At 57.9% G+C, this 17,943-nt stretch carries 24 protein-coding genes; 21 read left to right on the top strand and 3 right to left on the bottom strand.

Annotated elements, in window-relative coordinates; all coding sequences use genetic code 11:
- Positions 1-3 precede the first annotated feature (3 nt).
- From N799_RS01505 to N799_RS15895, 7 genes are read left to right on the top strand one after another with little or no spacing between them, the layout of a single operon-like run.
- Positions 4-1,479 carry an Eco57I restriction-modification methylase domain-containing protein gene (locus N799_RS01505; RefSeq protein ID WP_036206892.1) on the top strand — a complete coding sequence of 492 codons (1,476 nt, stop codon included), beginning with the start codon at positions 4-6 and terminating at the stop codon, positions 1,477-1,479.
- Positions 1,460-2,401 carry a BsuBI/PstI family type II restriction endonuclease gene (locus tag N799_RS01500; RefSeq protein WP_036206890.1) on the top strand — a complete coding sequence of 314 codons (942 nt, stop codon included), beginning with the start codon at positions 1,460-1,462 and terminating at the stop codon, positions 2,399-2,401. The genes N799_RS01505 and N799_RS01500 overlap by 20 nt, the downstream gene beginning before the upstream one ends.
- Before the next feature lie 35 nt (positions 2,402-2,436).
- Positions 2,437-2,691 carry a hypothetical protein gene (locus tag N799_RS01495; RefSeq protein ID WP_152597770.1) on the top strand — a complete coding sequence of 85 codons (255 nt, stop codon included), beginning with the start codon at positions 2,437-2,439 and terminating at the stop codon, positions 2,689-2,691.
- A gap of 43 nt (positions 2,692-2,734) precedes the next feature.
- On the top strand, positions 2,735-3,871 hold the full coding sequence (locus N799_RS14215) for a hypothetical protein (RefSeq protein ID WP_052100948.1): 1,137 nt from the start codon (positions 2,735-2,737) through the stop codon (positions 3,869-3,871).
- Positions 3,868-4,650 (top strand): ankyrin repeat domain-containing protein, encoded by a 783-nt coding sequence (locus N799_RS14540; RefSeq protein WP_081974623.1) that lies wholly within the window; start codon positions 3,868-3,870, stop codon positions 4,648-4,650. Before N799_RS14215 ends, N799_RS14540 begins: the two co-directional genes overlap by 4 nt.
- A gap of 55 nt (positions 4,651-4,705) precedes the next feature.
- On the top strand, positions 4,706-5,350 hold the full coding sequence (locus tag N799_RS15070) for a hypothetical protein (RefSeq protein ID WP_152597769.1): 645 nt from the start codon (positions 4,706-4,708) through the stop codon (positions 5,348-5,350).
- Positions 5,350-5,916: a hypothetical protein gene (locus tag N799_RS15895; protein WP_238978683.1), complete on the top strand. Its 567-nt coding sequence runs from the start codon at positions 5,350-5,352 to the stop codon at positions 5,914-5,916. Before N799_RS15070 ends, N799_RS15895 begins: the two co-directional genes overlap by 1 nt.
- Here the strand turns inward: N799_RS15895 and N799_RS01475 are convergent, their stop codons facing one another.
- The gene (locus tag N799_RS01475; RefSeq protein ID WP_036206883.1) at positions 5,917-7,164 is read right to left on the bottom strand and encodes a Y-family DNA polymerase; all 1,248 of its coding nucleotides are present in this window, start codon (positions 7,162-7,164) and stop codon (positions 5,917-5,919) included. It lies immediately after the preceding gene.
- Positions 7,165-7,167: 3 nt separating this feature from the next.
- Positions 7,168-7,617 (bottom strand): LexA family protein, encoded by a 450-nt coding sequence (locus N799_RS01470; protein ID WP_036206880.1) that lies wholly within the window; start codon positions 7,615-7,617, stop codon positions 7,168-7,170.
- Positions 7,618-7,847: 230 nt separating this feature from the next.
- On the opposite strand from N799_RS01470, the gene N799_RS15765 reads away from it, so the two are divergent.
- From N799_RS15765 to N799_RS01455, 3 genes are all read left to right on the top strand, one after another.
- On the top strand, positions 7,848-8,339 hold the full coding sequence (locus N799_RS15765) for a hypothetical protein (RefSeq protein WP_203225009.1): 492 nt from the start codon (positions 7,848-7,850) through the stop codon (positions 8,337-8,339).
- Between the two features lie 10 nt (positions 8,340-8,349).
- A complete protein-coding gene (locus N799_RS01460) occupies positions 8,350-9,324 on the top strand; it encodes an SOS response-associated peptidase family protein (protein ID WP_036206878.1) in 975 nt (324 codons plus the stop codon).
- Between the two features lie 84 nt (positions 9,325-9,408).
- Complete coding sequence (locus N799_RS01455) at positions 9,409-10,128, top strand: hypothetical protein (RefSeq protein ID WP_152597768.1); 720 nt, start codon at positions 9,409-9,411, stop codon at positions 10,126-10,128.
- A 225-nt stretch (positions 10,129-10,353) separates the two neighbouring features.
- On the opposite strand, the gene N799_RS15060 is transcribed toward N799_RS01455, so the two are convergent.
- Complete coding sequence (locus tag N799_RS15060; protein ID WP_152597767.1) at positions 10,354-12,090, bottom strand: type 4 pilus major pilin; 1,737 nt, start codon at positions 12,088-12,090, stop codon at positions 10,354-10,356.
- Positions 12,091-12,135: 45 nt separating this feature from the next.
- Here N799_RS15060 and N799_RS15055 point away from each other — a divergent pair, with 45 nt between their 5' ends.
- The 11 genes from N799_RS15055 (at position 12,136) to N799_RS01420 (ending at position 17,893) form a co-directional block, all read left to right on the top strand.
- Positions 12,136-12,585 (top strand): hypothetical protein, encoded by a 450-nt coding sequence (locus N799_RS15055; protein ID WP_203225008.1) that lies wholly within the window; start codon positions 12,136-12,138, stop codon positions 12,583-12,585.
- A gap of 1 nt (position 12,586) precedes the next feature.
- Positions 12,587-12,910, top strand: a complete 324-nt coding sequence (locus N799_RS01450) for a hypothetical protein (RefSeq protein ID WP_036206872.1) — start codon at positions 12,587-12,589, stop codon at positions 12,908-12,910.
- On the top strand, positions 12,904-13,134 hold the full coding sequence (locus N799_RS15050) for a hypothetical protein (protein WP_152597765.1): 231 nt from the start codon (positions 12,904-12,906) through the stop codon (positions 13,132-13,134). Before N799_RS01450 ends, N799_RS15050 begins: the two co-directional genes overlap by 7 nt.
- Positions 13,131-13,358, top strand: coding sequence for a hypothetical protein (locus N799_RS01445; RefSeq protein WP_036206869.1), 228 nt, complete (start codon positions 13,131-13,133; stop codon positions 13,356-13,358). Before N799_RS15050 ends, N799_RS01445 begins: the two co-directional genes overlap by 4 nt.
- Positions 13,355-13,615, top strand: coding sequence for a hypothetical protein (locus tag N799_RS01440; RefSeq protein ID WP_036206867.1), 261 nt, complete (start codon positions 13,355-13,357; stop codon positions 13,613-13,615). Before N799_RS01445 ends, N799_RS01440 begins: the two co-directional genes overlap by 4 nt.
- 193 nt (positions 13,616-13,808) lie before the next feature.
- Entirely contained in the window at positions 13,809-14,591 is a 783-nt protein-coding gene (locus N799_RS01435) for a hypothetical protein (protein WP_036206865.1), read from the top strand.
- Positions 14,592-14,793: 202 nt separating this feature from the next.
- Positions 14,794-15,576 (top strand): hypothetical protein, encoded by a 783-nt coding sequence (locus tag N799_RS15045; RefSeq protein WP_152597764.1) that lies wholly within the window; start codon positions 14,794-14,796, stop codon positions 15,574-15,576.
- Positions 15,573-15,914 (top strand): hypothetical protein, encoded by a 342-nt coding sequence (locus N799_RS01430; RefSeq protein WP_036206863.1) that lies wholly within the window; start codon positions 15,573-15,575, stop codon positions 15,912-15,914. Before N799_RS15045 ends, N799_RS01430 begins: the two co-directional genes overlap by 4 nt.
- Positions 15,911-16,291 carry a hypothetical protein gene (locus N799_RS15040; protein ID WP_152597763.1) on the top strand — a complete coding sequence of 127 codons (381 nt, stop codon included), beginning with the start codon at positions 15,911-15,913 and terminating at the stop codon, positions 16,289-16,291. Before N799_RS01430 ends, N799_RS15040 begins: the two co-directional genes overlap by 4 nt.
- Before the next feature lie 665 nt (positions 16,292-16,956).
- Positions 16,957-17,268 carry a hypothetical protein gene (locus N799_RS01425; RefSeq protein ID WP_152597762.1) on the top strand — a complete coding sequence of 104 codons (312 nt, stop codon included), beginning with the start codon at positions 16,957-16,959 and terminating at the stop codon, positions 17,266-17,268.
- Between the two features lie 124 nt (positions 17,269-17,392).
- Positions 17,393-17,893 (top strand): hypothetical protein, encoded by a 501-nt coding sequence (locus N799_RS01420; RefSeq protein ID WP_152597761.1) that lies wholly within the window; start codon positions 17,393-17,395, stop codon positions 17,891-17,893.
- Positions 17,894-17,943: the final 50 nt, after the last annotated feature.

Here is a 17,943-nt window from a genome sequence, read left to right as displayed (position 1 = left end):
CAGATGCTGACCCACGCCGAACATCAGCGCCAAGAAGTGCACGGCGCCACACCCCGAGCGCACAAGTCGGCCATGGGGCAGTTCATGACGCCTGCCACGGTGGCAAGCTTTATGGCGGATCTGTTCCAGCCCACCAATGGCGATATCCGGCTGCTGGATGCCGGAGCGGGCTTGGGTGCGCTGACTTGCGCCACACTTGACCGCTGGCGTGCCGGAGAACTTGGAGAGGGTGCAATCACTGTCCAGGCTCACGAGCTGGACAGTCGCTTGCGAGAGCATTTGGAAGCGACCTTGGCGAGCTATGCCGAATTCGGCGTGCAAGTGAGAGTGAAATCGGGAGATTTCCTCTCACAGGCCGCTGACGATATCGAGCATGGCAAGGCGTTTTTCACCCATGCCATCCTCAATCCGCCCTACAAGAAGATCCACCAAGACAGCGATGCCCGTGCCCAGGCTCGCAGGGCTGGGCTGGAAACGGTCAACCTTTATTCGGCGTTCGTAGGCCTGGCGCTTGCCTTGATGGGCGAGGGTGGCCAACTTGTGGCCATCATCCCCCGAAGCTTTTGCAACGGCCCCTACTACAAGCCGTTCCGCCGCTTCCTACTCGATCGTGCTGCCATCCGGCATATCCACCTGTTCGACAGCCGCACGCAGGCGTTCAAAGACGACGCCGTGTTGCAAGAGAACGTCATCGTCTTGTTGGAGCGAGGCGGGGAGCAGGGTTCGGTTCGTATCAGCCACTCCACCGATGACCGCTTCATCGACACCCGGGCCGAAGACGTGCCCTTTACGGCCATCGTCAAGCCAGGCGACCCGGAGCAGTTCTTCCACATTCCATCCGGCAAGGTCGATGCCATCGACGCTGCAGCTGCCATCGATACGCCCTTGGCCGCGCTGGAAGTGAAGGTATCCACGGGACCCGTGGTGGACTTCCGGGCCAGGGAACACCTGCGGCAAGAGGCCACACCAACATCGGTGCCCTTGCTCTACGCCCAGCACTTTGCAGGCCACCAGACGGTGTGGCCGGTGGAGGGCAAGAAGCCCAACGCCATCGAGCGCAACGAGAAGACCGAACGCGACTTGTGGCCGTGTGGCACCTATGTCGTGGTCCGGCGCTTTTCTTCAAAGGAAGAGCGTCGGCGGGTGGTGGCGTCGATGGTGCGCCCCGAAGCGTTGGGGAACCCGGACAAGATTGGCTTTGAGAACCACCTGAATGTCTATCACCAAGGCAAGCAGGGGGTGCCCGAGGACTTGGCGTGGGGGTTGTTCGTGTATCTGAACTCAACGGCGGTGGATGAGCACCTGCGAAGGTTTTCAGGACACACCCAGGTCAACGCAACAGATTTGAAGAACATCCGCTACCCGTCCAGGATGAGGTTGGAGCAAATGGGGGCGTGGGCGAGGTTGCAAACATCGCTTTCGCAAGAGGTTATCGACACACACATGGGGAAGTTGCTGGATGAGCCAACAGCGAATTGATGAAGCCACGGAAATCCTGCGCGCACTGGATTTCCCCCGCGCACAACTCAACGACCGGTCAGCCTTGTGCTTGCTTGCGTTGCTCGACCTTCCACCCCAAGCGCCCTGGCGGGATGCTGCAGCACCCTTGATTGGCATCACGCCCATCATGGAATTTGCTCGCACCCACTACGACCGGGCCTACGCGCCCAACTCCCGCGAAACCTTCCGCCGCTTCTCCATGCACCAGTTCGTAGATGGCGGCTTGGCGCTTTACAACCCCGACAAGCCCGATCGTCCGGTGAACTCGCCCAAAGCGGTCTACCAGATCGTGCCCGAGGCCCTGGATCTCATTCGCAGCTATGGCACGCCCCGGTGGGCCGAAGCCCTGGCCGACTACATGGGGCAGCGTCAATCCCTGGCCGCGAAATACGCCATGGCACGCGAATTGGAGCAGGTGCCCGTGGTCATCCCCGGGGGTGGTGAACTCCTGCTTTCTCCTGGCGAGCACAGCGAACTCATCAAGCAGATCATCGAGGTGTTCGGTGGCCACTTCGCGCCTGGCTCGGAACTCATCTATGCCGGCGACACGGGTGCGAAGAATGGTCACTTCGACGTTGAAGGCCTGAAAGCGCTTGGAGTGGAGGTAGACAAGCACGGCAAGTTGCCCGATGTGGTGCTCTATGACCGGGGCCGCGACTGGCTGATCCTGGCGGAAGCCGCTTCAAGTCATGGCCCGGTGGACGGCAAACGCCACGCCGAACTGGCGCACTTGTTCCGCGATGCAACGCCTGGGTTGGTCTATGTCTCGGCATTCCCTGACAGGGCGACCATGCGCAAATACCTGGCCGACATTGCCTGGGAAACGGAAGTGTGGGTGGCTGACGCGCCTACCCACATGATGCACTTCAACGGCGTGCGGTTCCTGGGGCCGTATCAGTAAGCATGGGTCAGCCGCCTACCATCCAGCAGCGCGTGGTGGACATAGCCACCGCACTTGTCAAGAAGCGCCCCGATGGCGCTCGCTTCATCGACATTGAGTTGGCGGTCTTGAAGGTCATGCCTGATATCAATCGCAACACCTTGCGGGGCGCATTGAACCGGTTCGGCAACAACTTGCCCCAAGGCATCATTCGTCCGGCCAGGGGGCTGTATGTCACGCCGGATGCCTGGGCCAAGCGCGACAAGACAAAGCCGGTGCCGTGGCGAGTGGATAGGCAGCGCGAAAAGTGAGCTAGGGTCTACAACTAACGGAATGCAACAGGGGGAAAGGGGAATGAACATCATCTATCAGATCCTGCGATGGATCTTCGCCGTTTTGCTGGGCATGGCCTCGCTGGGCGCCTTGTTCACGGGTGCATTCCTTGGCGCACTCATCATGCTCATTGGCTGCGCCATCATCGCCCCGCCAGGAGGCGCTTGGTTGGCAAGCAAGGCCAGCGCTTTCCAAGGCGGTTTACGCCAGGTAGCCGTTGGGTTCGTGTGCTTCATCGTCGGCACGGTGATGGGGATGAACCACGACACTCAATCGACGTCGACCGCGGCCAAGCCTGGTGCCGCCACGCCTGCGGCGGTTGCCGTTGCCCAAGCGCCAGCTGCGCCGAAGTTCCAGTGCGAAAGCGGAGCGGCTGCGGGTGGGGAAGTCGTGGGCGTATTGGGTGCAGACAGTCATGACCTTCGAAGCGGCCCTGGCGGCGAGAAGATCGTCAACGAGAAAGCCACCAAGATCCTGGGCGAAACCCAGTATCAGGTCATCGACAACTCCACCAAGGTCCAGGTCCAGTGCATTGACGGCGAGTGGGCGCGCGTGCAGATCACATCCCCCGAGTGGCTGACGCAGCAGAAAGGCTGGGTAGAGCGCACGGCACTGGCACTTCCCTTGAAGCCTGGTGAGGTGCGCGCGTTCACCGAAGACGACTTCATGTGGGACAAGGATACGAACAAGGCCAAGGCGGCGATCATCAAGGCCGTGAACCGGATCCACAAGGAAGACCCGCGGTGCAAGGAAGATATCTATCCCTCATCGGTGGCCAAGTCCGCGACCGAGAGCAAGGCGCAGGGCAAGCCGGTGTATTTCGTCAACTGCGGAGGCGGGACTACATCGGTCAATGTCTATTTCGATGCCAAGCGCGCTGACGATCCAACACCCTTCCGGGCACCAGGGCACATCGACAAGGCTCGCGCCACGGATCTTTGCGAGGCCTACGCCAAGCAGCAGGCCAGCCATCCGTCCACTGTTGATTTCTCTCGCTTCATGGATATCGCCATTTCCGAGCACCCCAACGGGCGCACCACCGTCATGTCGTCTTTCAAGGCCAAGAACGCCTTCAACTTGGAGTTGAAGTTCAAGATCAAGTGCTTGCTCGATGAAAAGGGGTTCATTGAGGGGCAGATTTGGGAGGCGGGGTCATGACCACTATTCGTAAGAAGAAGCTGGCGACGGGTGCTCAGAACAAATGTATGAAGGCAAATAGCGATGCACTGTGGGCCGCAGCTCGTGAGGGCCTGATCGATGATTGCAAGGTGCTGATCGAGGCTGGGGCGGATGTGAATGCTAGGGGTGCTATTGATTGGACGGCATTGATGGTCGCGGCGCACTGGGGGCATACCGATCTATGCAAGTTGCTGATCGAGGCCGGGGCGGATGTGAATGTTGAGGATGAAGACGGTTTGACAGCATTGTTGCTGGCGGCGAGGCGAGGGAATGCCGATCTATGCAAGTTGCTGATCGAGGCTGGGGCGGATGTGAATTGCGCTGAGAAGGATGACGATACAGCGTTGATTGAAGCGGTAAAACATGATTGGGTTGATGTGTGTCAGTTGCTGATCGAGTCCGGGGCGGATGTGAATGCAAAGGGTGTATGTGATGAGACGGCATTGATGGGGGCAGCGAAGTATGGGAATGACGATCTATGCAAGGTGCTGATCGAGGCTGGGGCAGATGTGAATTGCGCAGCGAAGAATGGCGATACAGCGTTGATGTATGCGGTTTGGAAAGGGGGTATGAAAGTTAGCAGAATGCTGATCGAGGCCGGCGCGGATGTGAATTGCGAAAACGCAAATGAAGAAAACGCGCTCATGTTTGCGACCGATCAAGACATCAGGGACTACCTGTTGAGCATTCAACAGTCGCGAAGCTTGGACGAAGCCACGCCGTTGCCGTCTACTGTTCGCGGACGGCGCCACCTCTAACCATGGTCAGTGGGTCGCGGATATTGGGGCACTACACCAGCAGGATGGAATAGCAATGGCTCGACATTACGATTCACTGGATCAATGGTTGTGGGAATGCGCTAGCAACGACGATGCCAAAGGCGTCCGGGCGGCACTGAAAGAGGGGGCGCGGATTTCCAAGCCGGTTCCCCGGAGCGGTGTTGGTGATGCCTTGGAGGAAGCGATCTGGTGGGGAAAGGAGAATGTCGTCATGACGTTGCTTCGTGCCCATCCCGATCCAAGCTTCTCTACGCTCATCGATGCCATAAGGTCAGAAAAACTTAGTGATGAGACGGTGCTTAAAATTGCAAAACACCTTTCGCATCTGCACGATGAGAAGGACAAAGGGCGGCTGCCGTTGCATGCCGCCATGCTCCGCCAGACGCCAGTGGTCGCACAGTTCTTGCTGACCAAGGAGCGCGTCAAGAAGAAGGCGTCTGCAGCCTTCCAGGGTATGAATGCATTGGAGTTGTTGCTTGCTCGACCCGACCCGTTGCCCAAGACCTGGTCACCGGTAGTGGACGTGCTCGTGAAGCTTGGGTTGAAGGTCAAGACAAAAACCAAGATCAATGAGAAAAATCGTTCGTTCCTGGGCGAGCAGGCCGCGAACACGCAAGCCAAGCAGTTGGACCGCAAAACACCCAAAGCCGCCGCCCCGAGCAAGCAACGCCGCATCTAATGAGTAGCACCATCCACCCCAACGGCTGGATCAGCGTTGCCGTAGACGCCCAGTGGGAAGCCAAGGCCCGCGCCATGCGCGCCGAGCGCGACAAGCTCTACGGCAACATCTATCCCGAGCGCGACACCGATGCCCGGTGGGTAGGTGAGCTTGGCGAAATGGCGTTCAAGTCTTTCCTGCACCATCGCGATTGCCGCGACTACCAGTGGATCCAGGACGACGCTGCGGGCAAGGCTGACTTCATCGTGGGCCGGGATGTGTCGGTCGGCATCAAGACGGTCAAGCGCAAGGTCGCCCCGCGCCCGGACTACACCATGCAGATCACGGCGCAACACGCGCACGAACCCGTGCAGCAGTTCTTCTTCCTGACCTATGAATTCCAGCGCCGGGTGATGTGGTTCCTGGGTGGGATATCCAGGGACATGTTCTTGCAGCATGCCCAGTTCTACCAGGACGGCGACTGGGTGCATGACAACTACCAGGTGCGCGGGCACGATATCTACAATACAGACATGGGGCATTTCACCCCGCCCGATGTGTGGCTTGGGCAGGTGTTGGCCATCTAACTACCGCACCCGCAACAACTCGCTCCATTTCTGCGTATACGCAGGCGACAAGTGCTGCTGGTTCATCGACCACTGCGGCTTGGTCTTCTCCCGCCAAGCCGAGCTTGCGAAGCTCATGGCGTTGCGCCCGAACTTCCTATTGGCCGCATCCAGCACTTCCATGAGCTTGGCCGACCGCGGATCCACACCTGAAAACAGGTCGCCCTGGTGGCTGTCTCCTGCGGTCAGGTCAAGCAGTCCAACGCCGGCTTTCTTGTAGCGGTATCCCTTGCGATACATCGCCCGGGTCAAGGCTTGCGCCATGCGCAACACTTCCCGGGTGTCTGCACTCGCACTGATGAGCGACATGGCCTTGGACGGGTGATATTGCGGGGCATCGGGCTTGAAGGGATTGGTGTTGAGCCACACCCACACGCCGCCCGCTTGCAGTGAGCGCTTACGAAGCTTCTCGCACGCATTGATGGCGAAGGTCGCCACCGCTTGCTGCACATCTTCAAGCTCCACTACTTCCCGTCCAAACGACCGGGAACACACGATCTGCTGGCGGTCGGGTTCGGCTTCCTGCAGGTCCGAGCAGGCCACGCCTTGCAACTCCGCTTGGGTCCTTGCAAGCACCACGCCATAGCGCGCACGCAGCGTTTCACTGTCCGCTTTCACCAGGTCGCCCGCGGTGATGATGCCTTCGGCGCCAAGCCTGGCTGCAAACTTCCTGCCCACGCCCCACACATCCTCAACAGGAAAGCGAGCCAGGTGCGCAGCACGAACGCCTTCATCGGCCAGATCCACGATCCCGGCGCCGGCCTTGGCGATCTTGTTCGCCATCTTGGCCAGGGTCTTCGTGGGGCCGATGCCAACGCAGTTCGGGATGCCTACCCAACGCTCGATGCGGGAGCGAGCCTCGTGGGCGACTTCCATGCGATTGCCTACCGGGAACTCCACGAAACTCTCATCGATGGAGTAGACCTCAACCTTGGGGAACAGATCCCGAAGGATCCCGACAACGCGTCCGCTGATATCGCCATACAGGCCGAAGTTAGCCGAGCGAATGTGCAGCTGCCGCCTGATGTGGGGCGGGATCTCGTGCAAGGGCTGACCCATCTTGACGCCGAGCTTTTTCGCCTGATCGCTCCTGGCTATTGCACATCCGTCATTGTTGCTTCCTACAACCACCGCCTTTCCACGCAGCGCAGGATCGAACACCTGTTCCACGGAGCAATAGAACGAGTTGGCGTCAACAAGCCCGAACATGTCTCACCCGTGCTTTGTGATCGACCACAGCACCACGCCCCAGATCTGCAATTCGGTTTCTTGGGACAAGATGATGGGTGGGTGGTCCGGGTGCCCTGAATGCAACTCTGCACGCCTGCCGCGTAGCACCAGGCGCTTGATGGTGTAGCCGCCATCGAGCAGGCACATGATGATCGCGCCATCCTTGGCTTCCACCGATCGATCGACCACCAGGATATCGCCTGCAAAGATGCCCAGGCCTTCCATGGAGTTGCCTTCCGCCTGGACGAAGAAGGTAGCCAGCGGATTGCGTATGAGCTTGGCGCCAAGATCCAGATCCTGGCCCATGTGGTCTTCTGCGGGGGAAGGGAACCCGCAGGTAGCCCGATGGTTGAGCAGTGGCCGCGGAATGCGACGAGGGTTGGCCGTGGCGTGGCCCAAGAGCAGGTGCGGCAGGGGGTCAGGTTCGATCATGCGGGCATCATCCAGACGAGTTGAATCACCCAGTGAGACGAGCCACTGGGACGCTAGCCTAGGACGGCCCCATGGGTCTCGCCATTAGTATTTCCCTGAACACGATGCAAGGCCTTGATCTACCGGGAACACCGGAACGTGGAACACTTGTTCGTGTTGCCTGGCAAGGTGTTCCACGCGCCCGTTAGGTCGCACCCGCAGCCGTGCAATGGCAACATCGGAGAATGAGCATGACCCCTGAACTGACCTTTCAGCTCGACGCCCTGGAAGCCGCGCTGCCCGGCTTGATCGCCGACAACCCGGATCCGGGCGACTTCTGGCCCGCCTTCGCAGGCCAGGCCGATGTGATCGAGGATGCGGCAGGTGAGCACACCCAGGAAGTGAACCAGCGCATTGCCGGCATGCTGGCCAAGCACGGGCGCTACATCGCCGCGATCCCGGTTGATGAAGGAGTGACGACCAGTCTGCAAGACACCGCCGCCATGCACGCGGCGTTGAACCATGCGTTGACCAAAGCAATCAGCATGCTGGAAGGCGGTGGCGAAGTCCCATGGGCTGATTTGGAACATGCCATCGAGCTGGCCGTTAAACACAAAGTTGCCAACCAGAAGGATCTGGATGAAATCAAGGGGCGAGGGATTTCCTTCGAGCGTTTGACGGAGTTGCTTGCAAGGGTCAAGGAACGCTATGGGAATTCACCTAAACCCAATCGAGTGATGTAGGGAGCTGACCATGTGCTATTCAGCAGAAGCGTGGACTTTGCTGCGGGATTTCATCCAGGAGACCGGTGCAGAAATCGACATGAAGTCGTTTTGGGAACTCTACCTGGGTCGCGACGAGGCCTATCGCATCCGCAACAAGATGACCGATGGCCACAAGATCCCCAAGGGTCTGGATCTGAACTTCCTGCACCCCAAGAGCGACTTGGAGCAAAAGATCCACGACCTCATAGCGGAGTGGAACGGCCGCAAGGTTTCCGAGAGCGAGCAGGAGCTGTTCAAGCAGGTCAAGCGCCTGGCCGACGCCGAACGAAAACTAGCCGTCAAGGAAACCAAGGCCGCGCTCAACGACCAGCGCATTGCAGGGAACAAAATCAAGCAGCTCAAACGCTGGATCGCCGACGCCAAGCGCACAAGCGTTGAACCGACCAAGGACAACCGGATCTTCCCCGACTGGTATGCCCCGGTGCTCATGATGGAGCAAGGCAAGCGGGTGGTGCGACCCATGCGCTATCACTGCCGCCCGTGTGGCATGGACCCGTCCACCGATCGCACGAAGACGGGCCAGGTATCAGGCAAATACAACGCCCGGCGCGACAACCTGACGAAGTTCTGGCGCAACCAGTTCGGCCACAACCACTGCCTCATGCTCGCTGAAACGTTCTACGAGAACGTCGACGACGGGAAGGGTGGAAGCAAGGAGATCCAGTTCCGGCCGCGCACGGGCGAGACCATGTATGTCGCATGCCTGTATTCGCACTGGACCGACCCAAAAGGGAAGCTGCCCGATCTTTGGTCCTTTGCGGCCATCACTGACGAGCCAGAAGAAGAAGTAGCCGCGGCAGGTCACGATCGCACGATCATCAACATCAAGCCCGAGCATATGGACGCCTGGCTTAACCCGGATCCTGACAACTTGGATGCCCTGTTCGCCATCTTCGATGACAAGCAGCATCCGTATTACGAAGTCATCAAGCAGGCAGCGTAGAAAGTTCTGCCCGAACGCTTGACGATATCCACATTCGCCTTAGCTTGAATACATGCCGAGTTTGGTAGGTAATCAGGAGAGGCGATGAAAATTTTGAAGCAGACGCGCGGACAGGCAGGAATGGCGCCAAGCTCGCCGTCGCATCCATCAACGCATACCCATATCCCATTTGGTAAAGGTCAGGCGGGGATGGGTGGCGCCCTGATATTGGATGGCATGGGAACGCTGTCAGGAGATCTCCGTGAGTTGAGTGGTATTGACTTCGACGCCATGATAGAAGAAGTCGAGAAGCAAAATGCGGCGCATGAGGCATTCCGACTTGAAATCATGCACAACCCCACACGCAACCCGCAGTGGGCGCTTTACAAGGCCATCGAAGACGGCACCGCGGAAGACTTGAAGCGGGCCTTGGATGCCGGTGCGTGTCCAAACAAGATGGAAAACGGACAGGCATCGGCAGGTGGCGCATTGGCTCATCTTATCTATGAGGAAGTGTTTAGCGTCGAGAAAGCGAAGTTGTTGGTTGAGGCTGGCAGCGCGTTGGCATTTAACGAAGGCTTCCCGTTGATGTGGCAAGCAATGAGATGCGGCCAGTTCAGCGAACATCATGAAGACCGCGTTGACGAGTTCTTTGATGGTGATGCGGTCAACCTGGCTGCGTATCTCTACACGCAGGGTGCGCCTGTTGACCCGGCACACTTTGAACAGGAAGAGTTCGCCGAGTTCATGAGCCTGGTTGAAGAGCAGGTGCTTGCAGACAGCACTGTCCACGCTTCTGCCCAGGCAATGGCGCGCAGGCTCTAACAGCGTAGGGATTTCCTGACCCGACGACGCGCCCCAGACTGATTGGCAGCTCACAACGCTTTGTCTATCGTTGATCCCGTCGCTGGCCACCCACACCCAAGGATGGCAATCAGATCGGATGACTGCCTGGCCGTAGCAGACGGCTGGCACCGTGAAGGGGGTCCGGGGAGCTAACACCCCCCAATGAACTTGCTGGCGACCAAGGGGCTCCTAGTGGGCCCTTTGTTATTTCTGGCCTTCGAAGTCGCACTGGAAGTCCACATACATCCACTTTGAGTAGCCGAAGGTGCCGGACCAGGTGTAGGTGTAGTGGGGGTCGGCGCCACGGTTTGCAGCAGGGCACGACCAGGTGGTCTTGCGGGTGCCGTATTCCACCCAGAAGCGCTCTTGGATGATGTGCCCAGGCGCACCATCGAAGCACTCGATGCGTTCGCGCTCTGACCGAATATTGCGAGTGGCCGGCGCGGTGGAGGCAGCAGGCGGCACGCACACGGTTGAGCAGGCCTTGGTGAAGGTCCAAGCAGATGTGGGGTAGAACGTGCCAAGCCACTCGGTGTAGGCCTGCGCCGTGTAGTTTCCTGACGGCTGCGGGCAGTGGTAGCTGGTGCCCGTGAACCCGTTCTCGCGCTGATTGCGCCGGTAGGTAATCGTCCCGGAAAAACCTGGATCGCAGGGCTCAACGCGCACATCTTGGGGAGCTGCGCGAGTGGTGGGCGTGCGCTGGATCGGTGGGGCGATGCACGCTGGCGCGCAGTTGGTTGAAACCGTTGCCCAATTGCTTTCCACCACCGGACCCGTAGCGTTCCACCCTGACCAAGTGAACGAACTTGCTGGCATGGGGCACGACGCCTTGCGCGCCAATGGCTGCTTGAAGGTCTTACGCTTGCGAATGCCGGCGCCCACTTGTCCAGCTGGGCAGGTCAGCGTTTGCTCGATGACCCACTGCTTTGTCTTGGTCTCGGTGGATGGAGAGGGCAACACACACGCCTGGCCGCAAGAACTGGAAACGACTGACCACGCCCCGGCGCCGGTCCACGTCGACCACACCGTGTAGGGCGTCCAGGAGAAGTTGCCCACGGGTGCGGAGTAGCCGGGGCTTGGTGCACACATGGCCGTGCGCGAGCGGGTGCGCTCCTCACGACGAGCCTGGGTGAGCACGCCGGCTTGGCCCGCGGAACAGGCAGGAGACCGGTAGGCGGTGCGCAGCTGCCGGTCTACTTGCTGGTGGGGCAAGGGCAGCACACACGCAGGCTGGCAGGTATCGGACATGAGGGTGGGCTTTTGGGCAATGGTCTGCCCCGTTTCAGGAAAGCAGGTGTAGCGGGTTTCAAAGACCCTCGTTCCAAGCCAGCCGGCAGGGCAGGCCGTATCCACCACGGTTTCGGTGGTGGATGCCTTGGGCGTGCAGGGGATGGGCGGGGGAGGGATAGGGGCACCAGGAGGCGGCAGGCCAGTTCCACCGTTCTTGGCATAGACGAATTGCACCCGGGAGGTTGCGGGCTCGCAAGAGCGGGTCAGCAGGGGGATATCCAAAGCCTCGAACTTGTCTTTTACCAACTGGTCGTTGACCTTGATCGAATAAAACCCCGGTGCCGCTTGCGATACGAACTTCACGCAAGCATGGCCAGGAACCTTGTCGAAGGTCAGGGCCGCACCAAAGCTTGGAACGCCTGCAACGGGAACCCCGGTGAGCGCCACGCCGCCCTTCCAGGCTCTCGGGTTGCCTACCTCATCGAGCATCGAAGGGGGGAATAGGCCATCGCGCAGGGCGTTGGCCTGGTTGAGCGTTGCAAAGTGGCCACTGGCCATCGAGGCCTTTACAACTCTGTCCACGATGACGCCCGCATTCTCCACCTGGTTGCCAATGACCCGCTGATTGTTGGTGTATTTGGCCGTGCCAACAATGGCAGCAGTTGCAACTGCAATGACCCCCACCACGGCAATGAGTTCCAGCAACGCCACACCCCGAGCACCGTAAAGGCCCCGGGAAATGGAACTTGCAAGTGGATGCGAGCGAATAGGCATCCCTACACGCTAATCAAGATTTCCCTACCCGCAAGGGATGACAGGGTATTGCGCCCCGTTTTAATCCTTAAAGCAAAAGCGTTGGTGGGCCGATGGCCATTCAAAGGCAAAAAGCGCCTGGTGATTGATAGATCCAAAAACGGCTTCCTTGGGTTATCGGGGATGGCTTATACCCTGGGCGAAAAAAGTGTAAGAAATCTCTCATTGCCCCTTGCGCTCGATGAAAAGCATGAAAGCATTAAATGTATAGAAAGCTTTTCACCAAACAACGCAGAAGGAGGCCCACAAATGAAGACCCTATTTCGACTTGGTTTCACCATCGCCCTGGCTATCGCAGGCTTGATGTTCGTCTCCCACTTCTTCGACCGCACCGTTGAGAACATCAACAAGGTCGGCACGGGCGTGCAGAACATCGTGGACCGGGCTTCCTGATATGACCCAACGCCAGCAGCTCATCGACAAGCTCACGCCATCCCGCCGCTACCAAGCCGTGGATCCTGGACTTGTGCGTATGAATTCTGGCCGATATCTGTTCGCCGCCACTGACACCAACGCTGGCTACTTCCTCATCACCGATGAGCGAGGCCAACTGGCTCCCCTGGATACATCGGTGCTCGGCCAGCTGGTGCAGGAAGCCAAGCTCTACGGGGTGAAATTGAAGAACATGCGGATCTTCGGATCGCAGTCGCTTATCAAGCGTGTGCCAGCCGATGGCAGGTTCTATGGCGTTGAGCGGTTGGTGGAGGCGTCATGTTGATCCTCTTTGCCCTGGGTGGAATTGTGGTAGTTGCCCTGGGCGGCTATGTGATTTTGATGGGGCTGGGTTTGGTGTTCTTTAAGGACTTCGAACAGCGGACCTGGGGGAAGCAACTTCAAATACGAGCGTGGGGCGCGTTTTTGGCATTGACTGGAACAGCCATCTCAACGATAGGCGTTTCCTTTTGCTTTGCCGTGCTCATGGCAATGGTGGGTGCGCAATGACCGCCCTGTCTGTTTTCGCTAGCCTGGTCGCGTTGTTGATCGGGATTGTTGTGAATGCGGTTTTGTTTTGGTTTGGGTTCTTTCTTCTTGTGGCCGCACACGAAAACCCGAAAGGGCCATGGTTACAGCGAATGCAGGGCTTGGTAGCCATTCTCGCAGGAGCTGTCGTCTTGCTACTGGGTGCCGTCCCGTTGATCACGATGATCTACATGGGGGCGTCATGAACCTCGGTTTGATCCTTGGCAGCATCGTTGCCATGTTGTTCGGCGTCGGTGTTTGGATGGCCGGCGTGATGGTGATGTTCGAACATGTCAGCGACCTGGAAACACTTGGCTTGAAGGGCCAGCGGCTGGGCTACTTCCTCTTTGGCGCTGTCATGACCTTTGTCGGATGTGGCATGGCGGTTTTCGCGGGTGCCACGGCCATGCACATTGCAAGCGGTCAGGGAGCGCTCTGGTTTGAGGCTTTGGGGCTTGCTTGAAGGCCTAGATGATCGGGGCAGAAATTTACGCAAGCCCGTAATGAACTAATTGGGCAATCGCACCCGCACTGCCAAAAGAAGCCCCCGAAAGGGGGCCTATTTATGCCTGAAATTCCCTGCCAAAACAGCTTTGCCCCTTGCGCTAAATGACTTTTGCCTTTCACTGGGAATGATCACATCAAAAGGAGGGCACATGCGGGTTAAGCGCAAGAAACTGACCAAGAAGCAAAAGGCATTCCTGGCCGTGCATGCGCTTGGGCTGCGACAAACCGACATGGCCAAGAGGCTAGGTGTGTCCCGCCAGCGGATCCACCAGTTCTATGTCCATTTCGGGCTTGAACCCACCACGGCGCAAGAGATCTTCCAGCATCGCATGGACGAGCTGGCGCGCTTGGTCGGAGAGGGGCTGACCAACCAAGAAATTGGCAAGCGCATGGACATGGAGCTGGGCCAGGTGGGCCACTACCGCAGGGTCATCGGCTTGCCCATCACCAAGGAAATCAAGGCACGGCGGGAGCGTGTTCGACAGCTGCTTGAAAAGGGATTGAACGCCAAGGAAGTGGCAAGCGAGCTTGACTTGACCTATGCCACGGTCCTTGCCGACAAGACGCGCCTGGGTCTATCCCCGCTTGTTCACCAGCGTGCCATTGAAGGGGCCAAGCGACGCAAGAAGGTCAAGAAGCTCTACTTCACCGACGCCAAGTCCGTTGAGCAGATTGCAGAGTTTCTACGCGTGAAGCCTTCGCTTGTCACCCAGGACTTGTCGGTGCTCGATCATCGCAAGGCCGGGTTGTCGGAAAAGAAGATTGGAGAGATCCGCGACCTGGTGTTGCAAGGCGCTGGCAATACGGAAGTCGTTGCGCGCACCGGCTGCACCATGACCCAAGTGTGTGTGGTCATCCAGCGAATGAAAGACGACAAGGAGTTGCCACCTGGGCGGCGCCCGTGCCGAAAGTTCAAGAACAGTCGAGCATGACCGACTACCTGCGCGAGGGGAGGAACAAGGAGCTGACGCGGGGTGATTGAACGGCGATTAATGGGCCGATGGCCCAGGTGGAAAAGCAAAGGCACCGAAAGGTGCTTTTGGTTTGTCCGAAACCCTTGACAACATCGGGATTTGCCTTTGACTGGATGAAAGGCATAGCAAACGTATATGTCAAAGTCAAAGGAGGAAAAACATGGAACTAAAAATGCTGTTAGAAACTCTTGGGTTTCCGTTGCTCTGTGCGATGCCGCTAATCGTGGTCTGGCAGTGGCGCTGGTTCTTCATGGTGGCTAAGAAACTCCGGATTGTTGACAGAAAGCAGCTAATTGAGAACGAAAGAGAATGGAGGAGATACTTCCGGAATATTCCGTATTGCCGTTCTAGCGAAACCCGTGAAAGCCTTGGTCTTGTAATGAGGCTTCGTAGTCATGACCAGCGGGTTGTTCAGCAGGCAATTCAAGAGGCTAAGGCGACAGGGTATTGGGATCATTACTCCACTGATGCTTCTGAACACGGCTTATTTTCCAGCTGGAACAACATCTCCGAAGTTGCGGTTGCAGAACTCATCTCGAATGGCGCCAGGGTTCGTCGATACGGAATCAAATTTAGCCCGGCTACGTTTAATTGCAAAACGAATGATGGGCTTCGAAGGGTGCACTTGCAGTCGTTGCTCAATGTTGGATGCGAACTCAATGATAAGGACATTGATGGGCTAACGCTTGCCGGGAAAATCTGCGCGGATTGCAGTTTTTACAGCAACGTCGAGCAAATTTCAGATGATCTTCTCTGGTTGATTGAACAAGGTGCTTGCATCGCGGACGTTCCAACAAGGATCGAAGTTTTAAAGTTCATCGCGAAGCTTCCAGACGGCGAAAAGAAAGACAAGATCCAGGGAGCCTTGGCAGATCAAACAACTGCCATGTTGGATGCCGACACGGTTTCCGCCACAGCGATAACCAGGGTGGTGCGGCTATGAACATCCCCTATTCCTCCACCCCAGTCTTCTCCCACTGCTACGAGCTGGACGCACAAGGCCAGCCCGCTGCCCACCGCGTGATCGTCTTCCGCAACTGGGCCCGGATCACCTTCCGCTCATGTGATGGCTTCCAGTGGGAACCCATGATTGGCGAGCGCGTGCTGACCCAAGCCGCCGTGCACCAGATCCTGGGCTACGACGAGCAAGACGACCTGGGCGAGCTGGTGGCTGGGTTTCGGCTGGCCATGAGCCAGGTGGCGCCGCTTGCTTCGCAAATGGATACGGTGCGCAACCTGTTCTTGGAGGATGGGGAAGTGCGGATGGAGGTGGGGCTATGAGCACCGCCATTGAACAGACTCGATCGCTACTGCTTAGGTTCACTGGCATTGACCTTGAAGCGCCTACCTTGGCTGGGATCCGACAGCACTTGGAACGGGCACCAGAAGATGCTGCGAAACTAGGTCACGAGATTTGTGCTTGGGAGGAGACTCTGGTTTCCGAGGTCCTCACTTCATACATTTGTGTCTGCAACCGATATTTGATGCTTGATGAAGATGCGTTGATGCCGGGATTTGGAGGTGATCCGCATTGGATGGCAGGTGGCTTGAAAGTGCTTGTCGGTCGTGAAGCAATGGCGGTTTACGAAGCAAGCATTGTAAAGCTCCATGATGCGACACCACGAGCCGCGGCGCCGGCAAGAAGGGTGCGCCTATGAAGTTCACTTTGGAATTCTACGAACGCGCTAGGAATCATCCTGATCGTGATGTGCGGCGCCAGGTGGAGAAGCTTGCCCGAAGAGAGCGCTTGGGTCTGACCAGGCAAAGCATCGTGGCCGCATGGGCAGGTAGACAGCTTGCCAGGGCAACAACGCAGGCCGCGGCGCCGACAACTGCGAGGAGGCTGTAATGGCTCCTCCCAAGAAACTCGGCCAGGAGATTAGTGCTTGGGAAGAGACTCTGACGGAAACGATGCTTTTTGAGCCCCACCATTTCGTCGGTGTCTCTCTGCCAACTTTTCCTAAGAGGACAGACCAACAAGAGGAAGAAGTGCGAACCAGGTGGGATGCTCGCCGCATTGCCAGGGCTACTCCGCAGGCCACGGCGCCGGCAAGACGGGTGCGCCTATGAATGACATGTGGAGAGGGAGGCGCCAGTTCGTCAACTTCCAAATGGAAGACTTCCATAAGATTGAATTGGGTGGCGTTGGTCCGCTTCATTTCAGCAGTAGTTCTTGGGAAGTTGAACACGAGAGGTTTAACGTTATCTGGACCACAATCTATGAAGAGCGCCATCGCGAACAAGTTCAGCGAGATTGGGATGCTCGCCGCATAGCCAGGGCTACTCCGCAGGCCGCGGCGCCGACAACTTCGAGGAGGCTGTAATGGCTCCTCCCAAGAAGGTCCAACCCCCGGTATTTGTCCTGCCATCGTTGCTCACGATGTGTGTGTGGGCCCTGGTGGCTTCACTTGCCATCATCTGTCTTGATGCCCTTGCAACCGTGGTGCACGACCACTACGGGCTCCATAGGCTCTGGGCCTTCATCATCCTCATAGCCACCGGCATCGTGGGCTACAAGCTCTTTGTGAAGCTGCGCCGCAAGTGGAAGGCAGCCAAACATAACAAGTGGGTAGGCGGGCTCGGGGATGGCTTTGCGCAGAAGTTGGAAGACGCCAGGGAAGAAGCGAGGCGTTGACGGATATATGGGGCACGTTTCGACATACCCCCTTGCGCACGTTGACTTTAGAGGTTGAATGGGGGATAGATTCCCAATGACGCCCCATAGAGGGTTATCACCCCATACCTGAAAGGAGGACTACATGTCTGGTTTTCTTAACGCTATCTTCCGCTCCGGCCAGTCCACGCTAAATGAGGGCAATCGCTTGAACACGGAGGCCGAATTTCGCAATCGGCGAAACCGCATCAACAACGCCCAATTCATGATCGATAAGACCGGTGAACACATTGACATGATGGGAGAGCAGCAACGCGCCCGTGCCGAGCGCAAGGAGCGCCGTGCGGAAACTGAGAATATCCGGCTACGAGTGCGCTTGGAGAAGATGGAGAAGCAGTTGAAGGCCGTGAAAGGTTTTGCGGTTTGCCGAGTGGTGGAATGTGAGGCGAAGGATGAGGTTATCGACTACTTGATCCGGCACTGTGGCACGCCCGAAGTTGAAGCGCTCATGGTAAACCGTGCCACTTTGGAAGACTTTGTTCGCAGAACTGATCTTGCCGCATTCGCCAATAATGAAAAAATGGCGGTCGCTAGGGAACGAGCGAATGACGTGGCCATGCAGGCGATCGATAATAAAAGCGATTGATGGGCCGTTGTCCCAGGTGGAAAAGCAAAGGCACCAAAAGGTGCTTTTTG

The organism is Lysobacter arseniciresistens ZS79 (assembly GCF_000768335.1).
Lineage (GTDB): Bacteria > Pseudomonadota > Gammaproteobacteria > Xanthomonadales > Xanthomonadaceae > Novilysobacter > Novilysobacter arseniciresistens.
The sequence above is the reverse complement of the archived record's forward strand: the minus strand, read 5'-3'. Positions and strand labels throughout refer to the sequence as shown.